Below are 20,085 nucleotides of genomic sequence, written 5' to 3' on the forward strand. Positions count from 1 at the left end.
ATCAATCAAAAAGCTCGGCAAGCGCCAGGTTCAGCTTCAACACATTGACGCGCGGTTCACCGAACACGCCCAAGTCCCGTCCCTCTATATGCTCCTCTACCAACTGATTAAGTTCTGCCTCCGTAATTCCGGTCAGCTTGCTGATCCGCGGAATCTGAATTTCCGCGGCCTGTGGCGAGATGTGTGGATCCAATCCGGAGGCGGAATTCGTAACCAGATCCATCGGAACCTTGCTCACCGGAACGTCCGGGTTGCTCTCCTTCCACGCTTCAATCGAGGCCTTCGTCCGATCGATCAGGTCCGGGTTGGAAGGTGCATAGTTATTGCTGCCTGAGCCGGCTCCGTTATATTCAATGCTGGACACCCTGCCGTGAAAATATTGAGGCTCCGTAAAGTTCTGGCCGATCAATTCCGATCCGACCACCTTTCCGCCGGAATCCGTGACCAAGCTGCCGCCAGCTTGCTTCGGCATGAGCAGCTGCGCGGCTCCCGTCGTAATCAGCGGATAGAGAACCCCGCATAACACGATAAATACAAGGCTCGTTCTTAGGGCCATGCCCAGGGAGATACGGGCCGCATCCGCCACAGCATGAGGTGCCGGTGATGATTTTTGCAATGGATTATTCATGGTTCCTCGATCCCTTCCTTCATATCTTCCACGTAAACCATTTTCGAGTTATCTCTATTCCCCGGTACGATTATCATATCTAGATCCATAGATGGACGATCATGTCGATCAGCTTAATCCCGAGGAACGGTACGATCACGCCGCCTAAGCCATAGACCAGCACATTGCGCTGCAGCAGCTTCGACGAGCTCATCGGTTTATAAGCCACGCCCTTCATCGCAAGCGGAATGAGCAGCGGAATGATGATGGCATTAAAGATCAGCGCCGACAGTATCGCCGACATGGGAGAACCCAGTCCCATAACATTCAGAACATTCATGCTTGGAATGGCGGGTGCGAACATTGCCGGAATGATGGCAAAATATTTGGCGACATCGTTCGCGACGCTGAACGTAGTCAGCGCGCCGCGCGTCATTAGCAGCTGCTTGCCGATGGCAACCACCTCGATAATCTTCGATGGATCCGAATCCAGATCCACCATATTGGCCGCCTCCTTGGCTGCGGTGGTACCGCTGTTCATCGCCAGCCCTACATCGGCCTGGGCCAGCGCCGGGGCGTCGTTCGTACCGTCACCAGTCATCGCAACCAGCTTGCCTTCGGCTTGTTCTCGGCGGATCACGGCAATCTTATCCTCGGGCTTGCTCTCGGCGATATAATCATCGACGCCTGCTTCTCGGGCAATCGTCGCTGCGGTGAGCGGATTGTCGCCCGTGCACATAATCGTCTTGATGCCCATCCGACGCAGCTGGTCAAACCGTTCCTTCATCCCCGGCTTCACGGTATCCTTCAAGTAGATTAGACCATAGATGCGGTTATCCACGGCAACAGCGAGCGGGGTTCCACCCTCTATCGCGATGGCGTCAGCGTTTGCCGTCAAATCCGAAGGGATGGAGCCTCCTTGCGACAACACCCAAGCCTTGACGGCATCCACCGCACCCTTGCGGACTTTTCGCCCATCCTTGAGGTCCATCCCACTCATCCGGGTCTCTGCCTTAAATCCGATGAATTCCGCCTCAGCCGTCATGCTTGAATCTGCTTCGAGACCTTCCTGCTTCAGCAGTTCCAGCACGGAACGTCCTTCCGGCGTTTCATCCAGCAGCGAGCTCACACCTGCCCATTGCGAAAGCGATGCGTGCGATTCGCCGCCGACGGCAATCAACTGGCTGGCCATCCGGTTCCCGAACGTAATGGTACCCGTCTTATCCAGAATCATCGTATTGATGTCACCGGCAGCCTCCACCGCCTTGCCCGACATCGCCAGCACATTGAACTGCGTCACCCGGTCCATGCCGGCAATCCCGATCGCCGACAGCAATCCCCCGATCGTGGTCGGGATGAGACATACCAGCAGCGAGATCAGCACCGGAACGGACAGCTCGATGCCAAGATACTTCGCAATCGGAGCCAGCGTAACGACAACGATCAGGAATATCAGCGTTAAGACGATCAACAGCGTATTCAGCGCAATTTCATTCGGCGTCTTCTGGCGAGAGGCTCCTTCAACAAGCGAGATCATCCGGTCGATAAACGATTCCCCGGGATCGCTCGTAATCCGGACGCGGATCGTATCGCTGACAACCCGCGTCCCCCCGGTGACCGAACTGAAATCGCCGCCGGCTTCTTTAATGACGGGGGCGGACTCGCCGGTAATCGCCGATTCGTCAACGGACGCAAGGCCCGCAATGACTTCCCCGTCCCCGGGAATCATCTCGCCCTGCGTGACGATCACGATATCTCCTTTGCGAAGATCCGTGGACGGCACGGATTGTACCCCTCCGTTCTCCATCACTTTATGTGCCGTCATTTCCTGCTTCGACTGCTTAAGGGAATCGGCCTGCGCCTTTCCGCGTCCTTCGGCAAGCGCCTCTGCGAAGTTTGCAAACAGCAGCGTCAACAGCAGAATGACAAACACAATCACATTAAATCCGGTATTGCCCTCTGTCCCGAAATAGGATGGAAATAACGTCATCAACAGAACAACCAGAGTCCCGGCTTCCACAACAAACATGACCGGATTTCTCATCATCAGGACGGGATTCAGCTTCGTGAAGCTGTCCCTCAGCGCCTGACGGACCATCTCTTTGGACATCGCTTTTTTTCTCGTATTATTCATGGAAATAGGCCACCTTTTCTATTAACGGATCGTCAGATGCTCAGCAATCGGACCGAGCACAAGTACTGGCAGGAAGGTCAATGCACCGATAATCAGAACCACCGCGATCAGAATGCCGGCAAACAGCTTATTATCTGTCCGGAACGTCCCGAGCGTCTCGGGAACCCATTGCTTCCGCATCAACGAGCCGCCCACTGCCAGCAAGGCAATCATCGAAATGTAACGCCCGAATAGCATGACCAGTCCGGTTGTGATATTCCAGAACGGCGTGTTATCCGACAGACCTTCAAATCCGGAACCGTTATTGGCCGCGGAAGACGTGTATTCGTACAATACCTGCGAGATGCCATGAAAGCCCGCATTGGTAATGCCCGCCTGCCCTGCATCCGTCATCAGCGCAAGTGCGGTCGGAGCCAGGATGATCAATGGATGCACCAGGATAACAACCGCAATCAGCTTCATCTCCCGCGCCTCTATTTTCCTCCCTAGAAATTCGGGTGTTCGGCCAACCATAAGACCGGCCAGGAACACTGCCAATATTGCATACATGAGCATGTTCATCAGCCCGACGCCTTTTCCGCCAAAAACGGAGTTCAGCATCATCAGGGACAGCGGCGTAATCCCTCCAAGCGGCGTGAGCGTATCATGCATGTTGTTGACCGACCCGGTCGTGGCCGCGGTCGTCACCGTGGTGAACAGGGAGGATTGGGCGACCCCGAACCGAACTTCCTTGCCCTCCATGCTGCCTTGCGATGCGTCGATGCCCAGCCGATTCAACGCCGGATTGCCATTGGTTTCAGCCGCATAGTTCAGCGACAGAAATCCGATGAACAAGGTCATCATCACAGAGAAGATGATCCATCCTTGTCTGCGGCTCTTCGCGAACAAACCAAATGTATACGGAAGCGCCGCCCCAAGACTCCACATGCACAGGATTTCGATGACATTGGTCAGCGGGGACGGGTTCTCGAACGGATGCGCCGAGTTCACCCCCATAAACCCGCCGCCATTGGTGCCCAGGTGCTTGATCGATTCCAGTGCAGCCACCGGCCCTACAGCTATTTGCTGCTCGCTTCCTTGAAGCGTCGTGACGCTGAGCGTAGGCTGCAAAGTCTGCGGCACCTGCAGCGCAACCAGTACCATCGCAATGATAAATGCGGCCGGGATGAACACCCGGGTGTGGGCTTTGACGAAATCCTCAAAAAAGTTGCCAACGGTTGTACCTTTGCTGGTCACCGCCCGGATAAACGCAATCGCCACGCACAGCCCGGTCGCCGCGGACGTGAACATCATCATCGTAATGACGGCCATCTGGGCCATATAGGATAATCCCGACTCCCCGCTGTAATGCTGAAGATTCGTATTGGTCATAAAGCTGATGATCGTAGAAAATGACAAGGTCGATTCCATATTGTCGATACCGTTCGGGTTGAAGGGCAATACTCTCTGCATCCGCAGAATCAAATACCCCGCCGCGACGAGCACGATATTTGTTATCACAAAGCTGATGGCATACCCTTTCCATGTCATTCCCTTGCGTTCTTTCAAGCCAATCAGTGCGAAGATCGGTTTCTCCAACCAGGAGAACCATTTATCCGTTCCATTCCCCTCATTGCGAAACACCTGATATAGATAAGTTCCGAGCGGCTTTACCAGCAGCACCAGAACGAGTATAACGATGGCAATTTGTAAAATGCCCATGACGAATGCCTTCCTCCTTCAGCTGTTCCCCTAGAATTTTTCAGGGTGAATCAGCGCATAAATCAAATATAGAAAAATAAAGAGCGTGCATATTAAAATGATCATCACGACTAATCCACCTCCGGTTCCGAAATGACCCGTCCGCACCAGGACATAAACAGCATGAGCAGTCCGTAGGTTCCTCCCAAGATAAGCACCATATATAAATCCTGCATGAATACAACCTCCTAAAACCTCATGGTCACATCAGCCAAGAAGCTTAGCTGACAATGGATGTAATCAGGAAGGATACCTGATGATGGTTCGTATGAAGCACCACATCGGCACCCAGTCCCTTGTATATCAATCGCGGATTGCTGGAATGGGTAATCACATAAATCGACTCCGTCGTCCATGTCCGGCAGATCCGTAAATAGCGGCAGCACAGGTTCAAGCTGCTTTCGAACAAATACACCTTGCTGACGGGAAACTCGGGAATGATCCAGGTTTGTTCATCCCTTGTATCGATAAGAATCATGTTGGTGCAGCCTAGTTCTCGCAGCCTCTCCTGCTCAACCCGGTTGTTGGCTATGGCCGCAAACGAAATGCGCATATAGATCAGCTGGCGGATAAATTCTTCCCCGGCCTTGTTCGGCGCGGATACCAGGATAAACTCCTGCGGTTTCTCCATCTTTTGTTCTCCTCCTAAAAAGTTCAGAAAGAGAAGACAACAACAAAGAAGCCTGGGGAAAGAGAAGAACTCTTCCCGCAGGCTTCTTCATCAGAACACGGTGAAATACACCGTGGCCCAAGTCCACGACAATCGTTGCCTCTCTCGATACGCTTACGAGGTTAGCTGACGGATTCGGGCGTGAGAGTCGCCCTACCCATAGACCGTTATCTTGTCCATGGGATTCACCCCTGAGAGATCAAATGCATCTCCCGACTGGTTCCCCCGTTCCTTTTCCATTCAAGGACTCAGCGAAAATTAAAAACGAGTAGCATGTTATTCTATTAGCCATTGACTAACATCCAGGTCCGACAAAACAGCACAGCTTCAGGTTCGAGCGGTGAGAGTCGCATCATCCTGCATTTCCAGCGAAGGCCCATGTTGCCCTCGCCCGAGATTCGATCCATAAAGAGCACGGCAGCTCTCACACAGCCTTTAGGTCTTCATGGAACGGCTGCCTGTATGCCAACCGCCGATGTCCGTCAATTCATAGTTCGTATCATACGTCCGGCCTTGCAGGAAGTAAATGTGAGCAAAAACACATGTAGCCTTATGTCGAACAGGATCTGACCGATTTCGCTCCATTATCTCCTGAATTCTGCTCTATACTATGTATTTCTCTTGTTTTCTTGTATTTATCGCAATCTATCGAGATACCGAGATTTTGCCATGATAATAGATGTCACGACCGAATGTAAGCGTTTTCTTTTACGGTTTTCATCGATTTTCGGAATGTATCCGTTCAATATGGCCATTTACTTTTAGAGTCCTCCGGCGTATGATTCATCCATCATTCGAAACATTCGTTTACGCTGAGCTCTCGACAGATCGGGAGACGGGGGAACCAAAACCGCCAACGGAGCTTCTGTTGGTGAATGGGGTGAATCCGCAGGCCTGATGATCAGGCATCGCGGTAGGGTGCTCTCAAGCCCGAATCCGTCAGCTAACCTCGTAGGCGCGATTTGAGAGAGAACACCACCCGAGCCTTAAGCGAAGCGGCCACTGTAGCAGGGCCTCTAACGATAAATAGGCCTGGAGAGCGGGGTTACTCTGCTCACCGGGCCTTTTTGCCGTGCATATAACATTCCTATAAAGGAGCGTAGACCATGACGAAACTCATCGAGGCCGCACTGGCCCCCGTCATCGAAACCACATCGCCTGCATTAAATGCAGAGCTCATCCGCTGCATGGAGATATATCGTTTCGACCGGGGCTCGGCTGAACGCTTTATCCCCTGGAGCGACCGAGATTGGAACTGCGGGTTGTTCAAAATCAGCTGTAAAGACGCGGCCGGGTATGCCGAATATGCGCTTCCAAGCACAAGAGAATTCGCGGATCTGGTCCGCTGGGCATCCGTCTTTACGAGGCTGAGAGGTATGCCCGTGACCGAGGCCGTTCGCTATGCCCAGAAGCAGCAGCAGTGGGGATCCGTACGAATGCAGCTCGCCGTATCGGCCCTCGCCGATCTGGAGGCCAATCTGCAACAGCACATCACCCGGAAGCGGTTAGGCAGCCTGCCGCTGGAGCGTTCCTTCCTGATGGACTGCTCGGAGGCGTATTATTCCTTCTAGGACAGCTGCTAGAAAGAGCTACCGTTCTCGCTTCCATTGCAATTGGCTGTTTTCCCCCGCTCACTTGAACATATTTTTGAGCACCATCATCAGGTTGGCCGGCTTCTCTGCCAGCCGCCGGGTGAAATACGGGTACCACATCGTTCCGTAGGGCATATAACACCGGATACGGTAGCCGTCCTGCGCAAGCGCAGCCTGATCGTTCATCCGCAGCCCGTACAGCATCTGAAACTCAAATTCCTGTTTGCCTATGCGGCTCTGCTCGGCAAACACCTTCACCCAGTCGATGATGTTGTCGTCGTGCGAAGCAATCGCGACGTAGGCTCCCTGATCAAAATGCATTTTGATCAACTTCTTATAGTTGTCAATGACCTCCCGCTTCTGCTGAAAGGCGATGGTTCCCGGCTCTTTGTACGCCCCCTTGACCAACCGCAGATTTACGCCAGCATGCATCAAATTGTTGACGTCCTCCTCCGTACGGAACAAGTAGGCTTGCATTACGGTCCCCACGTTGGTCAGCCCCTCCTTATGGAGCCGCAGCGTCATATCAATCGTCGCCTGGGTGTATGGCGAATCCTCCATATCCAGGCGAACGAAATTGCGGTGCTCTTTCGCCTTTTTCGCCACCATTTTGATGTTCTCGTACGCCTTCTCCAGATCCAGCGCCATGCCCATCTGCGTCGGTTTCAGCGATACGTTCGACTGCACTCCACGCCTCGCGATCCCTTCCACCAGCTTCAAATATTCCTCCCGATACCCGGCTGCTTCGTCCAGCGTCCGGATGCCCTCCCCCAGATGGTCCAGCGTGACAAGAATGCCCTTCGCGTTCAGCCTCTCGATTTCATCCAGCGCCTCATCCAAGGTATCGCCGGCAATGAATCGGCCCGCCAATTTCCGGCCGTACTTGATCGACAACCATTTCACGAGTTTATTGCCGGACACCGTCAGGATCACTTTGCGGTAAAGCTCGGTTCCGTCCATGCGCGCGCCCCCTCTGCAAGGTAAACCAAAAATGCACTCTATCTAACTCATATGCAAAAATCATGACGGCATGCAGGAAGACATACATATCTTACATAGAGGTTTTCACCAGGAGTTCCTAACCATGCCACCATGACGCATTCGCAGCTGGACCATTGGCCAGAAGCTTCGATTCATATCATGTTAAGGAGGGGCCTCCCCATGCGAGCATCTTTTCGGAACGAACCATTTATGGACTTCAACAACGAATGGAACAACAAGTTATACGACGCGGCGTTATCCGGGGTCGAAGCCGAGCTTGGCCAATCGTACCCGCTGGTCATCGGCGGTGCCAAAATCCATACGGAGCGCACCGCAAATTCGGTCAATCCGGCGCGCAAACGCCAAGTCATCGGCGTCGTGTCCCAGGCGGATACCGAGCTTGCCGAACAAGCCATTCAGACGGCAGCGCATACCTTTGAGACGTGGAAGCACACCGAGCCGAGCGAACGGGCACGCTATCTGTTCAAGGCCGCGGCGATCATGCGGCGGCGCAAGCTCGAGTTCTCCGCACTCATGACTCTCGAAGCCGGCAAGACGCGTGCCGAAGCCGACGCCGATACGGCCGAGGCGATCGATTTCATGGAATTCTATGCACGCGAAATGCAGCGCCTGAGCGCGCCCCAGCCGCTGACGGTCCACGAGGAGGAAGAGAATCATCTCTATTACATCCCGCTTGGCGTCGGCATCGTCATTCCGCCGTGGAACTTCCCGCTAGCGATTATGGCCGGCATGACAACGGCTGCCATCGTCTCCGGCAACACCGTTGTGCTGAAGCCGGCCAGCACCACCCCGGTCATAGCCGCTAAATTCGTGGAGCTACTGGAAGAGGTCAGCCTGCCTCCGGGAGTCGTTAATTTCCTGCCTGGCCCGGGTCAGGAAGTGGGCGACTATTTGGTGGATCACCCATTGACCAGGTTCATCAGCTTTACGGGGTCACGCGACGTCGGACTGCGGATTCAGGAACGCGCGGCCAAGACGCAGCCGGGGCAACGATGGATCAAGCGCGTCATCGCCGAAATGGGCGGGAAAGATGCAATCATCGTGGACAACGAAGCCGATTTGGAGCTCGCGGCGGACGCGATTACCGCTTCTGCATTCGGCTTCTCCGGGCAGAAATGCTCCGCCTGCTCCAGAGCCATCGTGCACGAGGACGTCTATGATATCGTGCTGCAGAAGGTGATTGACCGCTCCAAGAAGCTGGTGATCGGAAGCCCCTCCAATGCCGAGGCTCAGGTAGGACCCGTCATCGACGATAAGGCGTACCGTAAAATTCTCGACTATATCGAAATCGGGAAAAGCGAAGGCAGGCTGGTCCTCGGCGGTTTTCCCGGCGATCCGGAGGGGTATTTCATACAGCCGACGATCTTCGCGGACGTCGCCAGCACCGCTCGTATTTCCCAGGAGGAAATCTTTGGTCCGGTCGTGGCCTTCACGAAGGCAGCCTCCTTCGATGAAGCGATCCAATTCGCCAACAATACCGACTACGGGCTGACCGGCGCGGTGATCTCGAACAATCGCGCGCACCTGGAGCAAGCCCGGCGCGACTTCCATGTCGGCAACCTGTATTTGAACCGGAAATGCACCGGCGCCTTGGTAGGCATCCACCCGTTCGGCGGCTTCAATATGTCCGGGACCGATTCCAAAGCCGGCGGGCGCGACTACCTGCTCCTGTTCACACAGGCGAAGGCGGTATCGGAGCGATTCTGATTACGCCATGTAAAGAAACCTCTCCATGACAATGGAGAGGTTTCTTTATGTACAGCGATTCTTTTACCGTCTTTACGCCTTAACCTTGCCCTTAATCTCCCGGACCACCTTGCCCTCGAACGATTGATTCATCCAGTGCGCAAGACGAATGCCTTCCTCACCAAAGGTGCATTCCGTGGTTAAGTAGAATGGCGTCTCTGTCAGTCGGATGGTCAGCTTCAACGTCCGTTCATCCTTCCAGGTCATGGAGGCAGCATATTCATTATCCGCCATCATGATCAGCTTCGTGGTTCCCGTCTTCCACGCGTTGCGACCACAGACAACCGAATTGACGCCGTGTTCCCCCTCAAGCTCCATTACCGCGCCGTTTTCTTCAAACCGGACGGAGAACGAACGCAGCTTCGCCTCATTCTCTTCGAGATCATAGACGATCCCGGAGACGTCCTTCTCGACCGGGGATGCCGACTCATCGCTTGGCGGATCCAGCTTCAGCGCTTGCATCGTTTCGGTAAGAGAAGCCTCCGCTCCGGTGTCGATCGGCAGCGCATCAGGCCTCATCGAAGGTTGCAGATGCTCCCATGCTTCATCTAGCACAGCCTGCATGTCCCCAAGGCCGGAGGTAATCGCTATGACCGCATCCTGCTCCGGCAGCACGACGCAGAATTGTCCGAATGCGCCGTCGCCGCGGTAAGCCCCGTGTCGGCACATCCAGAATTGATACCCGTACCCCTCGGTCCAATCCGAAGAGGAATCCGCAGGTCCGTTGGATATCTGCTTGGAGGTCGCCTCCTCGATCCACGCCTCCGGGATCAGCCGCTGGCCTTCCCATACGCCCTTCTGAAGATAAAGCTGGCCGAACTTGGCAATGTCCTCGGTCTTCAGCTTAAGTCCCCATCCGCCGGTGTTGATTCCCTGCGGACAGCTTTCCCATGTGGCTCCATGAATGCCTAGCGGTTCGAACAGGCGAGGCTGCAAATAATCCAGCAGCGTGATGCCGGTAACCTTCTGCAGAATGGCCGAAAGCATGTACGTCGCTGCGCTGTTGTATACAAAGTGGGTACCGGGCTCATGCTCGACTGCCTGCTTGAAAAAATCATCCACCCAAATATCGGACTGGTTGGCAGGCTCCTGGGCATGTCCCGTTCCCATAATCAGCAAGTCGCGTATCGTCATGGCGGACAGATTCGGGGATGGATTCTCCGGCGTATTTTCCGGGAAAAAGCCGATCACCTGATCCTCCAGCGTAATCTGGCCCTCCTGGACCAAGAGTCCAATCGCGGTGGAGGTAAAGCTCTTGCTTAACGAGAACAGCATATGCGGTTTGTCCGCCTGATACGGCTTCCACCAGCCTTCCGCCACGACATGTCCATGCCGTACCAACATGAAGCTGTGGAGTTCAAGCTCCTTTGACTGAATCGATCGGATAAAGCGTTCGATTGACTGAGATGAGATTCCTTGATTTTCGGGGGTGCTTCTTGGCAATAATTGAACCGTTTTCATGTTCATCTTCCTTTCGCCTCTCCCTGTATCAATAAGATAATTTCATTATGATCCTTCCATTATACACCAGGTAATGGCACCGCTTCATCATAACGTATGGCACGAAAACCAAGCCGCTCACTAATCTCATTCAAGTCCTCCCGTGCAAGAAAAGAAGCCTCCTGATCGCGTCCGCGCGCCAGCTCCTCCCCATCCACTCGAGCATTGCCGCACTGCACCATTTCCTCCGAATACAATGCCGGATGGGACAGGAAGAAATACTGGTCATCCGTTAAGCCGCCAAGGACCCTTTCAAACGACTCAACCCCGTCCGGCACGCCGCCCGGGAAAAAATTGTAGTAATGGCGATGGTTGATTAGCCCCTTCGCTTCAATCCAGCGGTCCAGTTCTTCCTGCAGCCCGGGTATGAAGCGCTCCGGCAGCATATGAGAATCAATATAAGAAATGCTGAAGCCTGCTGCGGTCAGTTTATCAAGCTGGGCTTCGCATTCCAGGAGGATCTCCTGCAGCAAAGGCGGATGATCCTGAAACAGGAACGGATCCTGATAGAAATAACCGGCCTCATCGACAAGCGAAGGAACCTGTTCCTTCGCGGCAACAGGTCCCCAGCGTACGTTATCCCACTCCGCGTTCAGCGTCATATGGAAACCGAAGCAGATGTCCTTGCGATGCGCCAACAGCTGCGCGGCCTCACCAAGATAAGGACCGGGCGCCATGATGGACACGTTTTTAATGAATCCGGCCTCAACGGCCTTGGCAATCGCAGCATTAGCGGAACGGCTGGAAGCATAATCGTCGGCCCTCGTAATGATCCGCCTCATTTTACCGCACCTGCCGCAATCCCTTTGATGATGTATTTCTGGGCGAAAATATAGAAAATGACAACCGGGATGATCGTCAGCGTCAAACCGGCCATCGCCTGGTTCCACACAATCGTGAACTCCCCGAAGAAGTAAAAGGTCGACAGCGGAATTGTCCGCAGCCCTTTATCCGACAGCGTCAGCGATGGAAGCAGGTAGTCGTTCCACAGCGCAATGACGTTCAGGATCGCGATGGTCACGCTGATGTTCTTCAGCAGCGGGAACACGATTCGCCAGAACACGCCCAGCTTGGAGCAGCCGTCCAGCGTAGCTGCCTCCTCCAGCGCAACCGGTACGGATTTGATGAACCCGTGGTACAGGAAGACCGCCATACTGGACGTAAAGCCGACGTTCATATAAATCAAGCCCTCATGGGTGTTGAGCATCGGGATGTGCAGATTGGTGCGAATCCAGTCCATCACCTGCATCAGCGGCATCATCAGCGTCTGGAAGGGAATCAGCATGGTCGCCACGAAGGTGAAGAAAATAACTTTGCTCAGCTTATTATCCGTCCGCACCAGCATCCATGCCGTCATGGAGGCGAGCACGATGACGATAATCACCGAGATGACGGTGACATACAGCGAGTTGCCCAGAGCGGTGAAGAAATTCATCTTCTCCATCGCGGATTTATAATACTCAAAGCTGAAGGAGGAAGGCAACGCGAGTGCATTCTCATACAGCTCCGCACGATCCTTGAAAGAGTTAATCAGCATGATGAAGACCGGAGACAAGAAGACCAGCGAGGCGAGGAACAGCAGAATGTCGAGCAGCCATTTCCCTGATTTCTTCATTACATCTGCACCTCTCTTCTCTTCGTGATGATAACTTGCGTCAGCGTAAGTCCGGCCACAATCAGGAAGAAGATGATCGCTTTGGCCTGACCTAAACCATAATTACCGTAAGCAAAAATCTCGTTGAAAATATTCATCGCAAACATCTCCGTCGCATTGCTCGGTCCGCCCTTGGTCAACGACAGGTTCACGTCATAGATTTTGAACGCCCCGGACAGCGTCAGGAACAGACAGATCGTGAACGAAGGCATTAACAGCGGGAACACGATGCTCTTGAGTCGCTGCCACAGGTTGGCGCCGTCGACCTTGGCTGCCTCCATCAATTCATCCGGAATCCCCTGGATGCCCGCGATGTAGATGATCATCGTATAACCCGCCAGCTGCCAGGTGAATACGGCGACGATGGCATACAGCGCAAACTGCGGATGCAGCAGCCAGTTAAAGAACACGCTGTCAAATCCGGTCTTCTCGCCCAGGAAGCTGAAGGCATCCGTAAAAATAAACTGCCAGATGTAGCCCAGAATCAGGCCGCCGATGAGGTTCGGCATAAAGAACATCGTTCGCGCCGCATTTCTAGAGCGGAGCTTCGTCGTCACCAACAGGGCAAAGGCCAGGCCCAGAATGTTGACGCATACCAGCGCGAGCAGCGTGAATTGAACCGTATGCCAAGCCGATGACAGGAATCGTTCGTCCTGGAACAGCTGAACGTAATTATCAAATCCTACGAATACTTTGGGATTTGCCGGAATGCCATCCCAATTTACGAAAGAGTACACAATCCCGATAATAAACGGGATGAGAACCACGGTCGTGAAAATAAACAGAAGCGGCACCGTAAACAGGGCAAACCAGGCTTTATCCTTTCTTTTGCTCATAATCCATACCTTCTTTCCGTTCCGGATGATTCCCGCAAGGCGGCATCAAACCTTGAATTCGTGTTAGAAAAAACAAAAGCCTAACGCTCATCATCGGAACGTCTGAGGCTAGGCTTTCATTTTCATGGAATTGTTATTTCAGGTGGTTATCGCTTTGCCTCGATTATTTCGATGCTTTCGCCCACACTTCATCCAGCTTCTGCAGGAACTGCTCTCCTGTCATGCCCGGATTCATGAAGTACTCCTGCGTAGCCGGAGCCAGGTCATTGGTGATGATACCCGAAGGGAAGTAGTTCAACGCCCAAGTGATCGTCTCACCCTTCGTGGTTGCTTCGTGCACCGCTTGAGACAATGGATCCAGATCGCCTGCTTCAATGTTTGTTAGAGCCGGGATGAATTTGAAATCGTGCACGATGGCTTTCTTGCCGCTGTCGCTAGTAAAGAGCCAGTTCAGGAATGCGTTCGCGGCTTTAACTTCCTCAGCGTCCGCCTGATTGTTCACGACCCAGTAGCTGGCCACGCCGACGGCGATTTTATCGTTGCCGGCTAGCGGGAACGGCATCATGCCCACCTTGGAGCCGAAATCGCCGAAGTCCGCAAGCATGGAATAACTCCAGTTGCCTTGGTGCACCATAGCCGTTTTTTCCGTAGCGAAGTCGCCCATTTGGCTATCGTATTTCACTTCCAGCGGATTCTTGGTGTTGGCCTTGATTACGTCCATGAATTTGGCCCACTCTTGGAACTCCTTCGTATCGGCCATCTTCACTTCGCCCTTGTTCAGCTGGTCGATAAAGGCCAGCGGATCGGATTGAAGCGCAAACGGCGTGTTGATGATATGTCCGATCAGGAAGTATGCCTCTTGGGACAGGCTCAAACCGTTCTTGCCGTCAGCCTTCAGCTGCTCCAGCGTCTTGGTGAAGGAATCCAGGTCCTTCATGTTAGCCGGATCCACCAGATCCTTGTTATACACGAGACCGAAGCCCTCTACGCCGTATGGAACGCCAACCGTTTTATCATCGACCTTCAATTCCATGTCAGGCGCGATGTTCTTCACATACTCTTCGCCGCTCAAATCGGAGAAATAGGATTTCAGCTTCTCGGACTCGGGCCCTGGAGCGACGCTGAATATCGTCGGTCCCTGGTTGCTGCTGAGCTTCGCTACCAGCTGCTGCGAATAAGCGTCACCTGCGGCACCCCATACTTCAATCTCATTGCCGGTTTCTTCTTTATAGGTTTTAACCAAAGCTTCAAGAGGTTCTGTAATTTCAACTTTCGATTGGAAGAGCGTAATTTTCTTCAGCTTATCTCCCCCATCACCACCGGACGCTGCTCCAGAATCTTTGTCGGATGTACCACCGCAGGCTGCTAGTGTTGCAACCAAAGCCGTTGCTGTAAGTATGCTAAATACCTTTTTTACTTTTTTCAAGTGACACGCCTCCCCCTTAAGGACTCTATAAAGTAAAACGTTTACAAACCCATCATAGGGCGGTTCACCTAGATTGTCAATAAAAATTGTACGCGTTTTCATAAAAATACTAAGTAAAAAAACTAGTAAAATTATTGATATTTTACTAGTTGCAATCATAAAGTTTATCTCACCGTTTTTCTCCACTGGATGGTGGCATTCAGCTTAAAGGGCTCCCTGCCCGTTGTGCCCTTGATCATCTCGAGCAGCTCCTTCGCCGCCAAATAACCGCTTTCATAACGCGGGATCGCAATCGTGGTCAAACCAGCCATCGCCGCCGCATCCGAGTTATCGAATCCGGTGATCGAGATATCCTCCGGGACCCGTATTCCGTTCTCTTCCAAAGCTTTGATCGCGCCGAGAGCCATATTGTCATTCGCACAGACCAGCACTTCAGGCAAGGCATTGCTCAGGATTAGAATTTTGGCGGCCTGATATCCGCTTTCCTCGCTGTAATCGCCATGGAAGTAATTGCGACGGTCAAACACGATGCCATTCTTCGCAAGCGTATCCATAAATCCGGCGAACCGCTCCTTGTGATCCAGGGTAAACTCCAAGCCGCCGATGTATCCGAAATTCGTAAACTGTTTATCCACCAAGGCCTGGACCATTTCACACATGACCGGGTAATTGTCCACGATCACGCTTTTGGTGTTGGCGTACTCGTTATCGATAATCCGATCCATGAGAACGACAGGGAATTGCGGCGTGGCTACCGAGACTAAATATTCGTCCGTCATATTCCGATCCAAACTTATGGTACCGCTTGCAAATTTGCTGCGCATAAAATTGGTGCTGGATTTATTCGTACAGATGATAAGGTCGTATCCATTCTCCGTCAGGCAATGGCTGATCCCCTTAATGATCTTTAAATAATAATCGCGATCAAAGTCGCTGAAGACGAATATAATCGTGTTGCTTTTATCGGATTTGGTTGACTTATGCGGAAAATAGCCGTGCTCCGAGCATAATCTCAGCACCCGCTCCCTTGTCTCCCGCCCCACGTTCTTGCGCCCGTTCAGCACGTTGGACACTGTAGACACCGAGACATCCGCGAGCTTTGCAATTTCCTTCAAACCACTCATGAATCCTATCCCCTCTCCAAAGGCGTTAGTAAATTTAATATAACACGGATTTATTTTTAATAAAATTTACTTATTTTGCTTGGATGAGATTTTCCTTGCATGATCATCCTTCTCATTGCTTGTCATAATACTGCACAGGCCAGGAACTCTTTGTTCGTCACAGCAAAAAGCAGGCCACGCGAATCTATCGCCGTGACCTGCTAAATCCGAAATTCATTAGATTTTTTGCCCTTTATACCGTACCGTGCTGCTCCCTGATCGTGAATGGATCTCTTGTTCGTCCACTCGTCCAGGCCGATTCACCAGATAAATGCCAAGTCCAATACACACGGTGCCAGCCAAGGTGTACCAATGCAGCTGCTCGCCTAGTATAAGCCATCCGGATAATACGCCAAACACCGGAATGAGGAACAGATACACGTTAGCTTTATTGGGATCGCTATTACGCAGCACATAATACCACGTGACGAACTGGGCAATCGAGCTCATCAGGATCATCCAGCCCAGAACAAAGAGCTCCTTGACGATCTGAGGCGAATCCCATACAAAATGCGGCTGCTCCAGCAGCGGACTTGCGATGAGCAGAAGGATGCCTCCAATCAGCATCTGATAGGCAGCCATGACCCAAGCGTCAAACTCCTTGCCCCAACGGGAGCTTAACAGCGTCGCCATGCCCCAGGCCATCCCCGCCCCCAGCGCAAACCAGAATCCGCTCTGCATCTGCATCTCCAATCCTTGCGTAATGAACACGCCGATAAACCCGATGATCACGCCCACCCACTGAAGAAGACGGTACCTTATGCCGAAGATCAGGAAGCTGAACACGATGAACCAGATCGGGTTGCTGGAGGACAAAACCGAGGAGCTGCCGGAGGAAATGGTCTGCATGCTCAGGTAGATGCCACTCATCACGAGTCCCGATTGAAACAGACCGATCGTTGCCAGCTTCAGCCAGGCAGCGCTGCTCCTGGGATGAGGCCGTCTTACCATGAAGGGCAGCATCAGAAGTCCCGCGCCCACGAACCGGATCGCCAGCAGCACGAATGGGGAACCGAAGGACAGCGCCATTTTGCCGATCGGGAAGTTAAGTCCCGCGACCAGCATCGTAAATATCGTCAGAAACAACATACGCGGTTTGCTCATGCCATGAATTCCCCTCTCCTTGACCAAGTGTATCCTCAGTTTATTCCGACCTTCATATCATGTAAAATAATTAAATAAGATTCGAGCCATCACTGTGAATGATGGATATAAGGAGGCTCCTAAGGTGGAGAGTGGGGATCTGAAGATATTCCAGGCTGTTGCCCGTGAAGGAAATATAACCAAGGCTGCCGCAAGCCTAGGTTACGTGCAATCGAACGTGACCGCTAGAATCCGGCAGCTTGAATCGGAGCTGAACACGCCCCTGTTCTATCGGCTCAGCCGCGGCGTCGCCTTAACTTCGGCCGGCTGTAATCTGCTCAAATATGCCGATCAGATTACGCGTTTGCTTGACGAAGCCGTGAAATCGACGCAATTCTCGGAAGAACCGTCGGGACCGCTGCGGATCGGCTCATCGGAAACCACAGCCGCGGTACATCTTCCCGGGATCATGCTGGATTATCATAGACGGTACCCTAATGTGAAACTGTCATTGATTACAGGCCACAGAGCTGACCTAGTCCGAGCCCTTAATGAGTATGAACTGGATGGGGCGTTTATCAGCGGACCTCTGGATTACCCGGATTTTGACGAAATCCGGGCCTTTGACGAGGAGCTTGTCCTCATCTCGGAACCGACGGAGGCTGCGCTTCGCGATTTGCTCACCAAACCGCTGCTGTTCTTTGGCAAGGGCTGCTACCACCGTGAACGATTGGAGCAATGGCTTCATGAAGAGAACGTGGGGCCCATGAATATTATGGAGTTTGGCACGCTGGAAGCTATCATGGGCGGTGTTGCCGCCGGGCTGGGTATCTCGCTGCTAACGCGTTCTTCCGTTAAGGACTGGGTCGATGCGGGGAAATTGCAGGCCTTCCAAATCCCCAAGCGTTATCGCAGCTCCAAGGTCCATTTTGTATTCCGGCGCGACCTTTTTCGCACCAGCGCCTTTAATCATTTTATTGAGCCGTTTGAGAAGACCGAATAAATACTTCGACCGGAACGGGAAGAAACCGTGGCCCTTAGGGTCACGGTTTCTTAACGAGCCAACACACTTATCTCGGTATTTGATCTGCTGAAGGCTGCAGAAAACCCGACACCTCGGGAGCCAGCACTTCCGGCGCCATCACGACGGCAGAATGGTCCTGACCAGACAGCATCCGATGCTCGCACTGAGGGAGCAAGTCAACCAATGCGCTCGCGGCCCCATGGAACATAGGTCCGCTGTTCTCGCCCGTCATCACCATGACCGGGACGTCGACATCCCAGCGAGCCGTTGGCAGCGGTTGACCGGATTGCGTGCTCCCCATGATCATGCCGTCATAAGCCAATGTATGCGCCATGCCCTCCATAACCTGCCAAGAAGGATCTGCCTTCATGAATTCTATATATTCCGCGGGGATTTCCAGCGCTGCCGTCATGAAATATTCTACGGCATCGCTGCGTCGATGCTCGGCCATCAGCGCATTCAAATGCTGCACGTATTCCGCCGGTATAGGTTCGCGGCTATCGTCAATGATAAACGGCGGCTCATATAAGAACAGTTTTCTAACTTTACTGCTTCCGAGTCTGCTCGCCGCATCCAGCGCCAGAACAGCGCCCGAAGAACTTCCGAATACATACGCGCTGCCGCCCGCCTCCTGAATAAGGGAATCAATATCTTCGATCTCACGTTCAACGGCATACGGAGCCGTATCCGTACTGCTGCCTCGCCCCCGTCGATCATAATTGCAGACGGTAAAATGTTCAGATAGAAGCTCACCAAGGCGCTTTGTATCGTTGTGATCCGAAGCTGCTGCAGCTACAAGAATGACAGCCGGGCCAGCCCCTTTCTTTTCATAAAAAATTCGGGTACCGTCATTCGACGTCACGTAGTTCATGATCATCTCTCCTTCTATTGTCCTTTTATGTACAAACTTATTTCGTCCTCGAACCGTTCCAGCGTATCCGTGTATCCTTCCACCATTCCCATGACTTCCGCAGCTTCCAGTTCCTTCGCACTTGCAAAATGGGTTATGATGCTTAGCCTCGTTCCGTCTCCGTCCTCTTCAAACGCAACCGAGGTCAACATATCGCTGCCTGCTACGGAATTCCAGTTCTGATCCGTGAATGTGTCTGTAAATACGAGCCTCGATAACTCCACCACTTCGGAGTAGGTCGCCTTGCAAAAGGCTTCTTCCCCTTCTCCCACCGCATCGGGAGCCAGTTTGTAGCGCCATACGCCGCCCGGTCTGACATCCATCTCGTATACCGTGGCACTCCAATTCTTTGGCCCCCACCAGCGTTCGATGTGTTCCGGCTTCGTCCATCCCTGCCAGGACAGCTTCAGTGGTATCGATACGACACGCTCCACGATCAGCTTTCGCTGCTCCCGGTCTTTCGTGACAATGGTCTTTCTACCCATATGAATTCCTCCTCTCTGTGAAATCGGCTCTGCGCGCAGAGCCGTAATTTCCTGTGGATCTACTAAAAAATTGATTAACTCTCCTTTCCGTTGAAGTCGCTCATATAGTCCTCGAACTTGTCGAGTCTTTCTTCCCATAGTCGACTGAACGAATCGAACCAGACGTCCAGATCCTGAAACGGCTGGGCTTCAAGACTATAGATGCGCTGCTGTGCCTTCTTACGGACTTTCACCAGCCCGGCCTCGCTCAGTATCCGAAGATGGCGGGATACTTGGGGCTGGCCGATGCCCAGAATCTCTACGATGTCGCTGACCGATCTCGAGCCTTGCTTTAAGAGCTCAACGATGTTGAAGCGGTTCGGCTCTGAGATCGTAAACAGGGTTAATTGCATAGCTGATGTATTCATGATTTGAATATATACTTAAGCGTATATACATGTCAATGAATGTGTTAAACTTTTTTACATCATTTTTTGACATCGAAAAACATGGCAACCGTTCACTCGGCATGCT

Annotated in this window: 19 protein-coding genes and 2 riboswitches; of the genes, 3 read left to right on the forward strand and 16 right to left on the reverse strand. The window is 52.8% G+C overall.

The window, feature by feature from the left end:
• Position 1 precedes the first annotated feature (1 nt).
• The 5 genes from kdpC to M4D81_RS12760 all read right to left on the reverse strand — a co-directional run bounded on the left by kdpC (position 2) and on the right by M4D81_RS12760 (position 5,112).
• Complete coding sequence (kdpC, locus tag M4D81_RS12745) at positions 2-628, reverse strand: potassium-transporting ATPase subunit KdpC (protein WP_260066681.1); 627 nt, start codon at positions 626-628, stop codon at positions 2-4.
• A gap of 79 nt (positions 629-707) precedes the next feature.
• On the reverse strand, positions 708-2,741 hold the full coding sequence (kdpB, locus tag M4D81_RS12750; protein WP_260066683.1) for a potassium-transporting ATPase subunit KdpB: 2,034 nt from the start codon (positions 2,739-2,741) through the stop codon (positions 708-710).
• Between the two features lie 21 nt (positions 2,742-2,762).
• Positions 2,763-4,442, reverse strand: coding sequence for a potassium-transporting ATPase subunit KdpA (gene kdpA / locus M4D81_RS12755; protein ID WP_260066684.1), 1,680 nt, complete (start codon positions 4,440-4,442; stop codon positions 2,763-2,765).
• 30 nt (positions 4,443-4,472) lie between these two features.
• Positions 4,473-4,547: a potassium-transporting ATPase subunit F gene (locus M4D81_RS34790; protein ID WP_074961812.1), complete on the reverse strand. Its 75-nt coding sequence runs from the start codon at positions 4,545-4,547 to the stop codon at positions 4,473-4,475.
• A gap of 154 nt (positions 4,548-4,701) precedes the next feature.
• Positions 4,702-5,112 (reverse strand): hypothetical protein, encoded by a 411-nt coding sequence (locus M4D81_RS12760; RefSeq protein WP_071219129.1) that lies wholly within the window; start codon positions 5,110-5,112, stop codon positions 4,702-4,704.
• Positions 5,113-5,246: 134 nt separating this feature from the next.
• Positions 5,247-5,415, reverse strand: a riboswitch (cyclic di-AMP (ydaO/yuaA leader).
• A gap of 536 nt (positions 5,416-5,951) precedes the next feature.
• Positions 5,952-6,125: riboswitch (cyclic di-AMP (ydaO/yuaA leader) on the forward strand.
• Between the two features lie 132 nt (positions 6,126-6,257).
• Between M4D81_RS12760 and M4D81_RS12765 the strand changes: the two genes are divergently transcribed.
• A complete protein-coding gene (locus M4D81_RS12765) occupies positions 6,258-6,722 on the forward strand; it encodes a hypothetical protein (RefSeq protein WP_260066686.1) in 465 nt (154 codons plus the stop codon).
• Between the two features lie 60 nt (positions 6,723-6,782).
• On the opposite strand, the gene M4D81_RS12770 is transcribed toward M4D81_RS12765, so the two are convergent.
• The gene (locus tag M4D81_RS12770) at positions 6,783-7,703 is read right to left on the reverse strand and encodes a proline dehydrogenase family protein (protein WP_260066688.1); all 921 of its coding nucleotides are present in this window, start codon (positions 7,701-7,703) and stop codon (positions 6,783-6,785) included.
• A 201-nt stretch (positions 7,704-7,904) separates the two neighbouring features.
• Here M4D81_RS12770 and pruA point away from each other — a divergent pair, with 201 nt between their 5' ends.
• Positions 7,905-9,452 (forward strand): L-glutamate gamma-semialdehyde dehydrogenase, encoded by a 1,548-nt coding sequence (pruA, locus tag M4D81_RS12775; RefSeq protein ID WP_260066690.1) that lies wholly within the window; start codon positions 7,905-7,907, stop codon positions 9,450-9,452.
• A 72-nt stretch (positions 9,453-9,524) separates the two neighbouring features.
• Here the strand turns inward: pruA and M4D81_RS12780 are convergent, their stop codons facing one another.
• From M4D81_RS12780 to M4D81_RS12810, 7 genes are all read right to left on the reverse strand, one after another.
• Positions 9,525-10,952, reverse strand: coding sequence for a serine hydrolase domain-containing protein (locus M4D81_RS12780; protein WP_260066692.1), 1,428 nt, complete (start codon positions 10,950-10,952; stop codon positions 9,525-9,527).
• Between the two features lie 59 nt (positions 10,953-11,011).
• Positions 11,012-11,773: a polysaccharide deacetylase family protein gene (locus M4D81_RS12785; RefSeq protein WP_260066694.1), complete on the reverse strand. Its 762-nt coding sequence runs from the start codon at positions 11,771-11,773 to the stop codon at positions 11,012-11,014.
• Positions 11,770-12,606: a carbohydrate ABC transporter permease gene (locus M4D81_RS12790; RefSeq protein WP_071219134.1), complete on the reverse strand. Its 837-nt coding sequence runs from the start codon at positions 12,604-12,606 to the stop codon at positions 11,770-11,772. Before M4D81_RS12790 ends, M4D81_RS12785 begins: the two co-directional genes overlap by 4 nt.
• Positions 12,606-13,481, reverse strand: coding sequence for a carbohydrate ABC transporter permease (locus M4D81_RS12795; protein WP_071219135.1), 876 nt, complete (start codon positions 13,479-13,481; stop codon positions 12,606-12,608). The genes M4D81_RS12790 and M4D81_RS12795 overlap by 1 nt, the downstream gene beginning before the upstream one ends.
• 163 nt (positions 13,482-13,644) lie before the next feature.
• The gene (locus M4D81_RS12800) at positions 13,645-14,907 is read right to left on the reverse strand and encodes an ABC transporter substrate-binding protein (RefSeq protein ID WP_260066697.1); all 1,263 of its coding nucleotides are present in this window, start codon (positions 14,905-14,907) and stop codon (positions 13,645-13,647) included.
• Between the two features lie 164 nt (positions 14,908-15,071).
• Entirely contained in the window at positions 15,072-16,031 is a 960-nt protein-coding gene (locus M4D81_RS12805) for a LacI family DNA-binding transcriptional regulator (protein ID WP_071219137.1), read from the reverse strand.
• A gap of 216 nt (positions 16,032-16,247) precedes the next feature.
• Entirely contained in the window at positions 16,248-17,174 is a 927-nt protein-coding gene (locus M4D81_RS12810) for a DMT family transporter (RefSeq protein ID WP_260066698.1), read from the reverse strand.
• Positions 17,175-17,298: 124 nt separating this feature from the next.
• Between M4D81_RS12810 and M4D81_RS12815 the strand changes: the two genes are divergently transcribed.
• Positions 17,299-18,156, forward strand: coding sequence for a LysR family transcriptional regulator (locus M4D81_RS12815; protein WP_260066700.1), 858 nt, complete (start codon positions 17,299-17,301; stop codon positions 18,154-18,156).
• A gap of 67 nt (positions 18,157-18,223) precedes the next feature.
• On the opposite strand, the gene M4D81_RS12820 is transcribed toward M4D81_RS12815, so the two are convergent.
• From M4D81_RS12820 to M4D81_RS12830, 3 genes are all read right to left on the reverse strand, one after another.
• Positions 18,224-19,048 carry an alpha/beta fold hydrolase gene (locus tag M4D81_RS12820; RefSeq protein WP_260066702.1) on the reverse strand — a complete coding sequence of 275 codons (825 nt, stop codon included), beginning with the start codon at positions 19,046-19,048 and terminating at the stop codon, positions 18,224-18,226.
• Between the two features lie 14 nt (positions 19,049-19,062).
• The gene (locus tag M4D81_RS12825) at positions 19,063-19,572 is read right to left on the reverse strand and encodes an SRPBCC family protein (protein WP_071219140.1); all 510 of its coding nucleotides are present in this window, start codon (positions 19,570-19,572) and stop codon (positions 19,063-19,065) included.
• A gap of 74 nt (positions 19,573-19,646) precedes the next feature.
• Positions 19,647-19,979, reverse strand: a complete 333-nt coding sequence (locus M4D81_RS12830) for an ArsR/SmtB family transcription factor (protein ID WP_071219141.1) — start codon at positions 19,977-19,979, stop codon at positions 19,647-19,649.
• Between the last annotated feature and the right edge of the window lie 106 nt (positions 19,980-20,085).

Source organism: Paenibacillus sp. p3-SID867 (assembly GCF_025142895.1).
Classification (GTDB): Bacteria; Bacillota; Bacilli; order Paenibacillales; family Paenibacillaceae; genus Paenibacillus_AQ.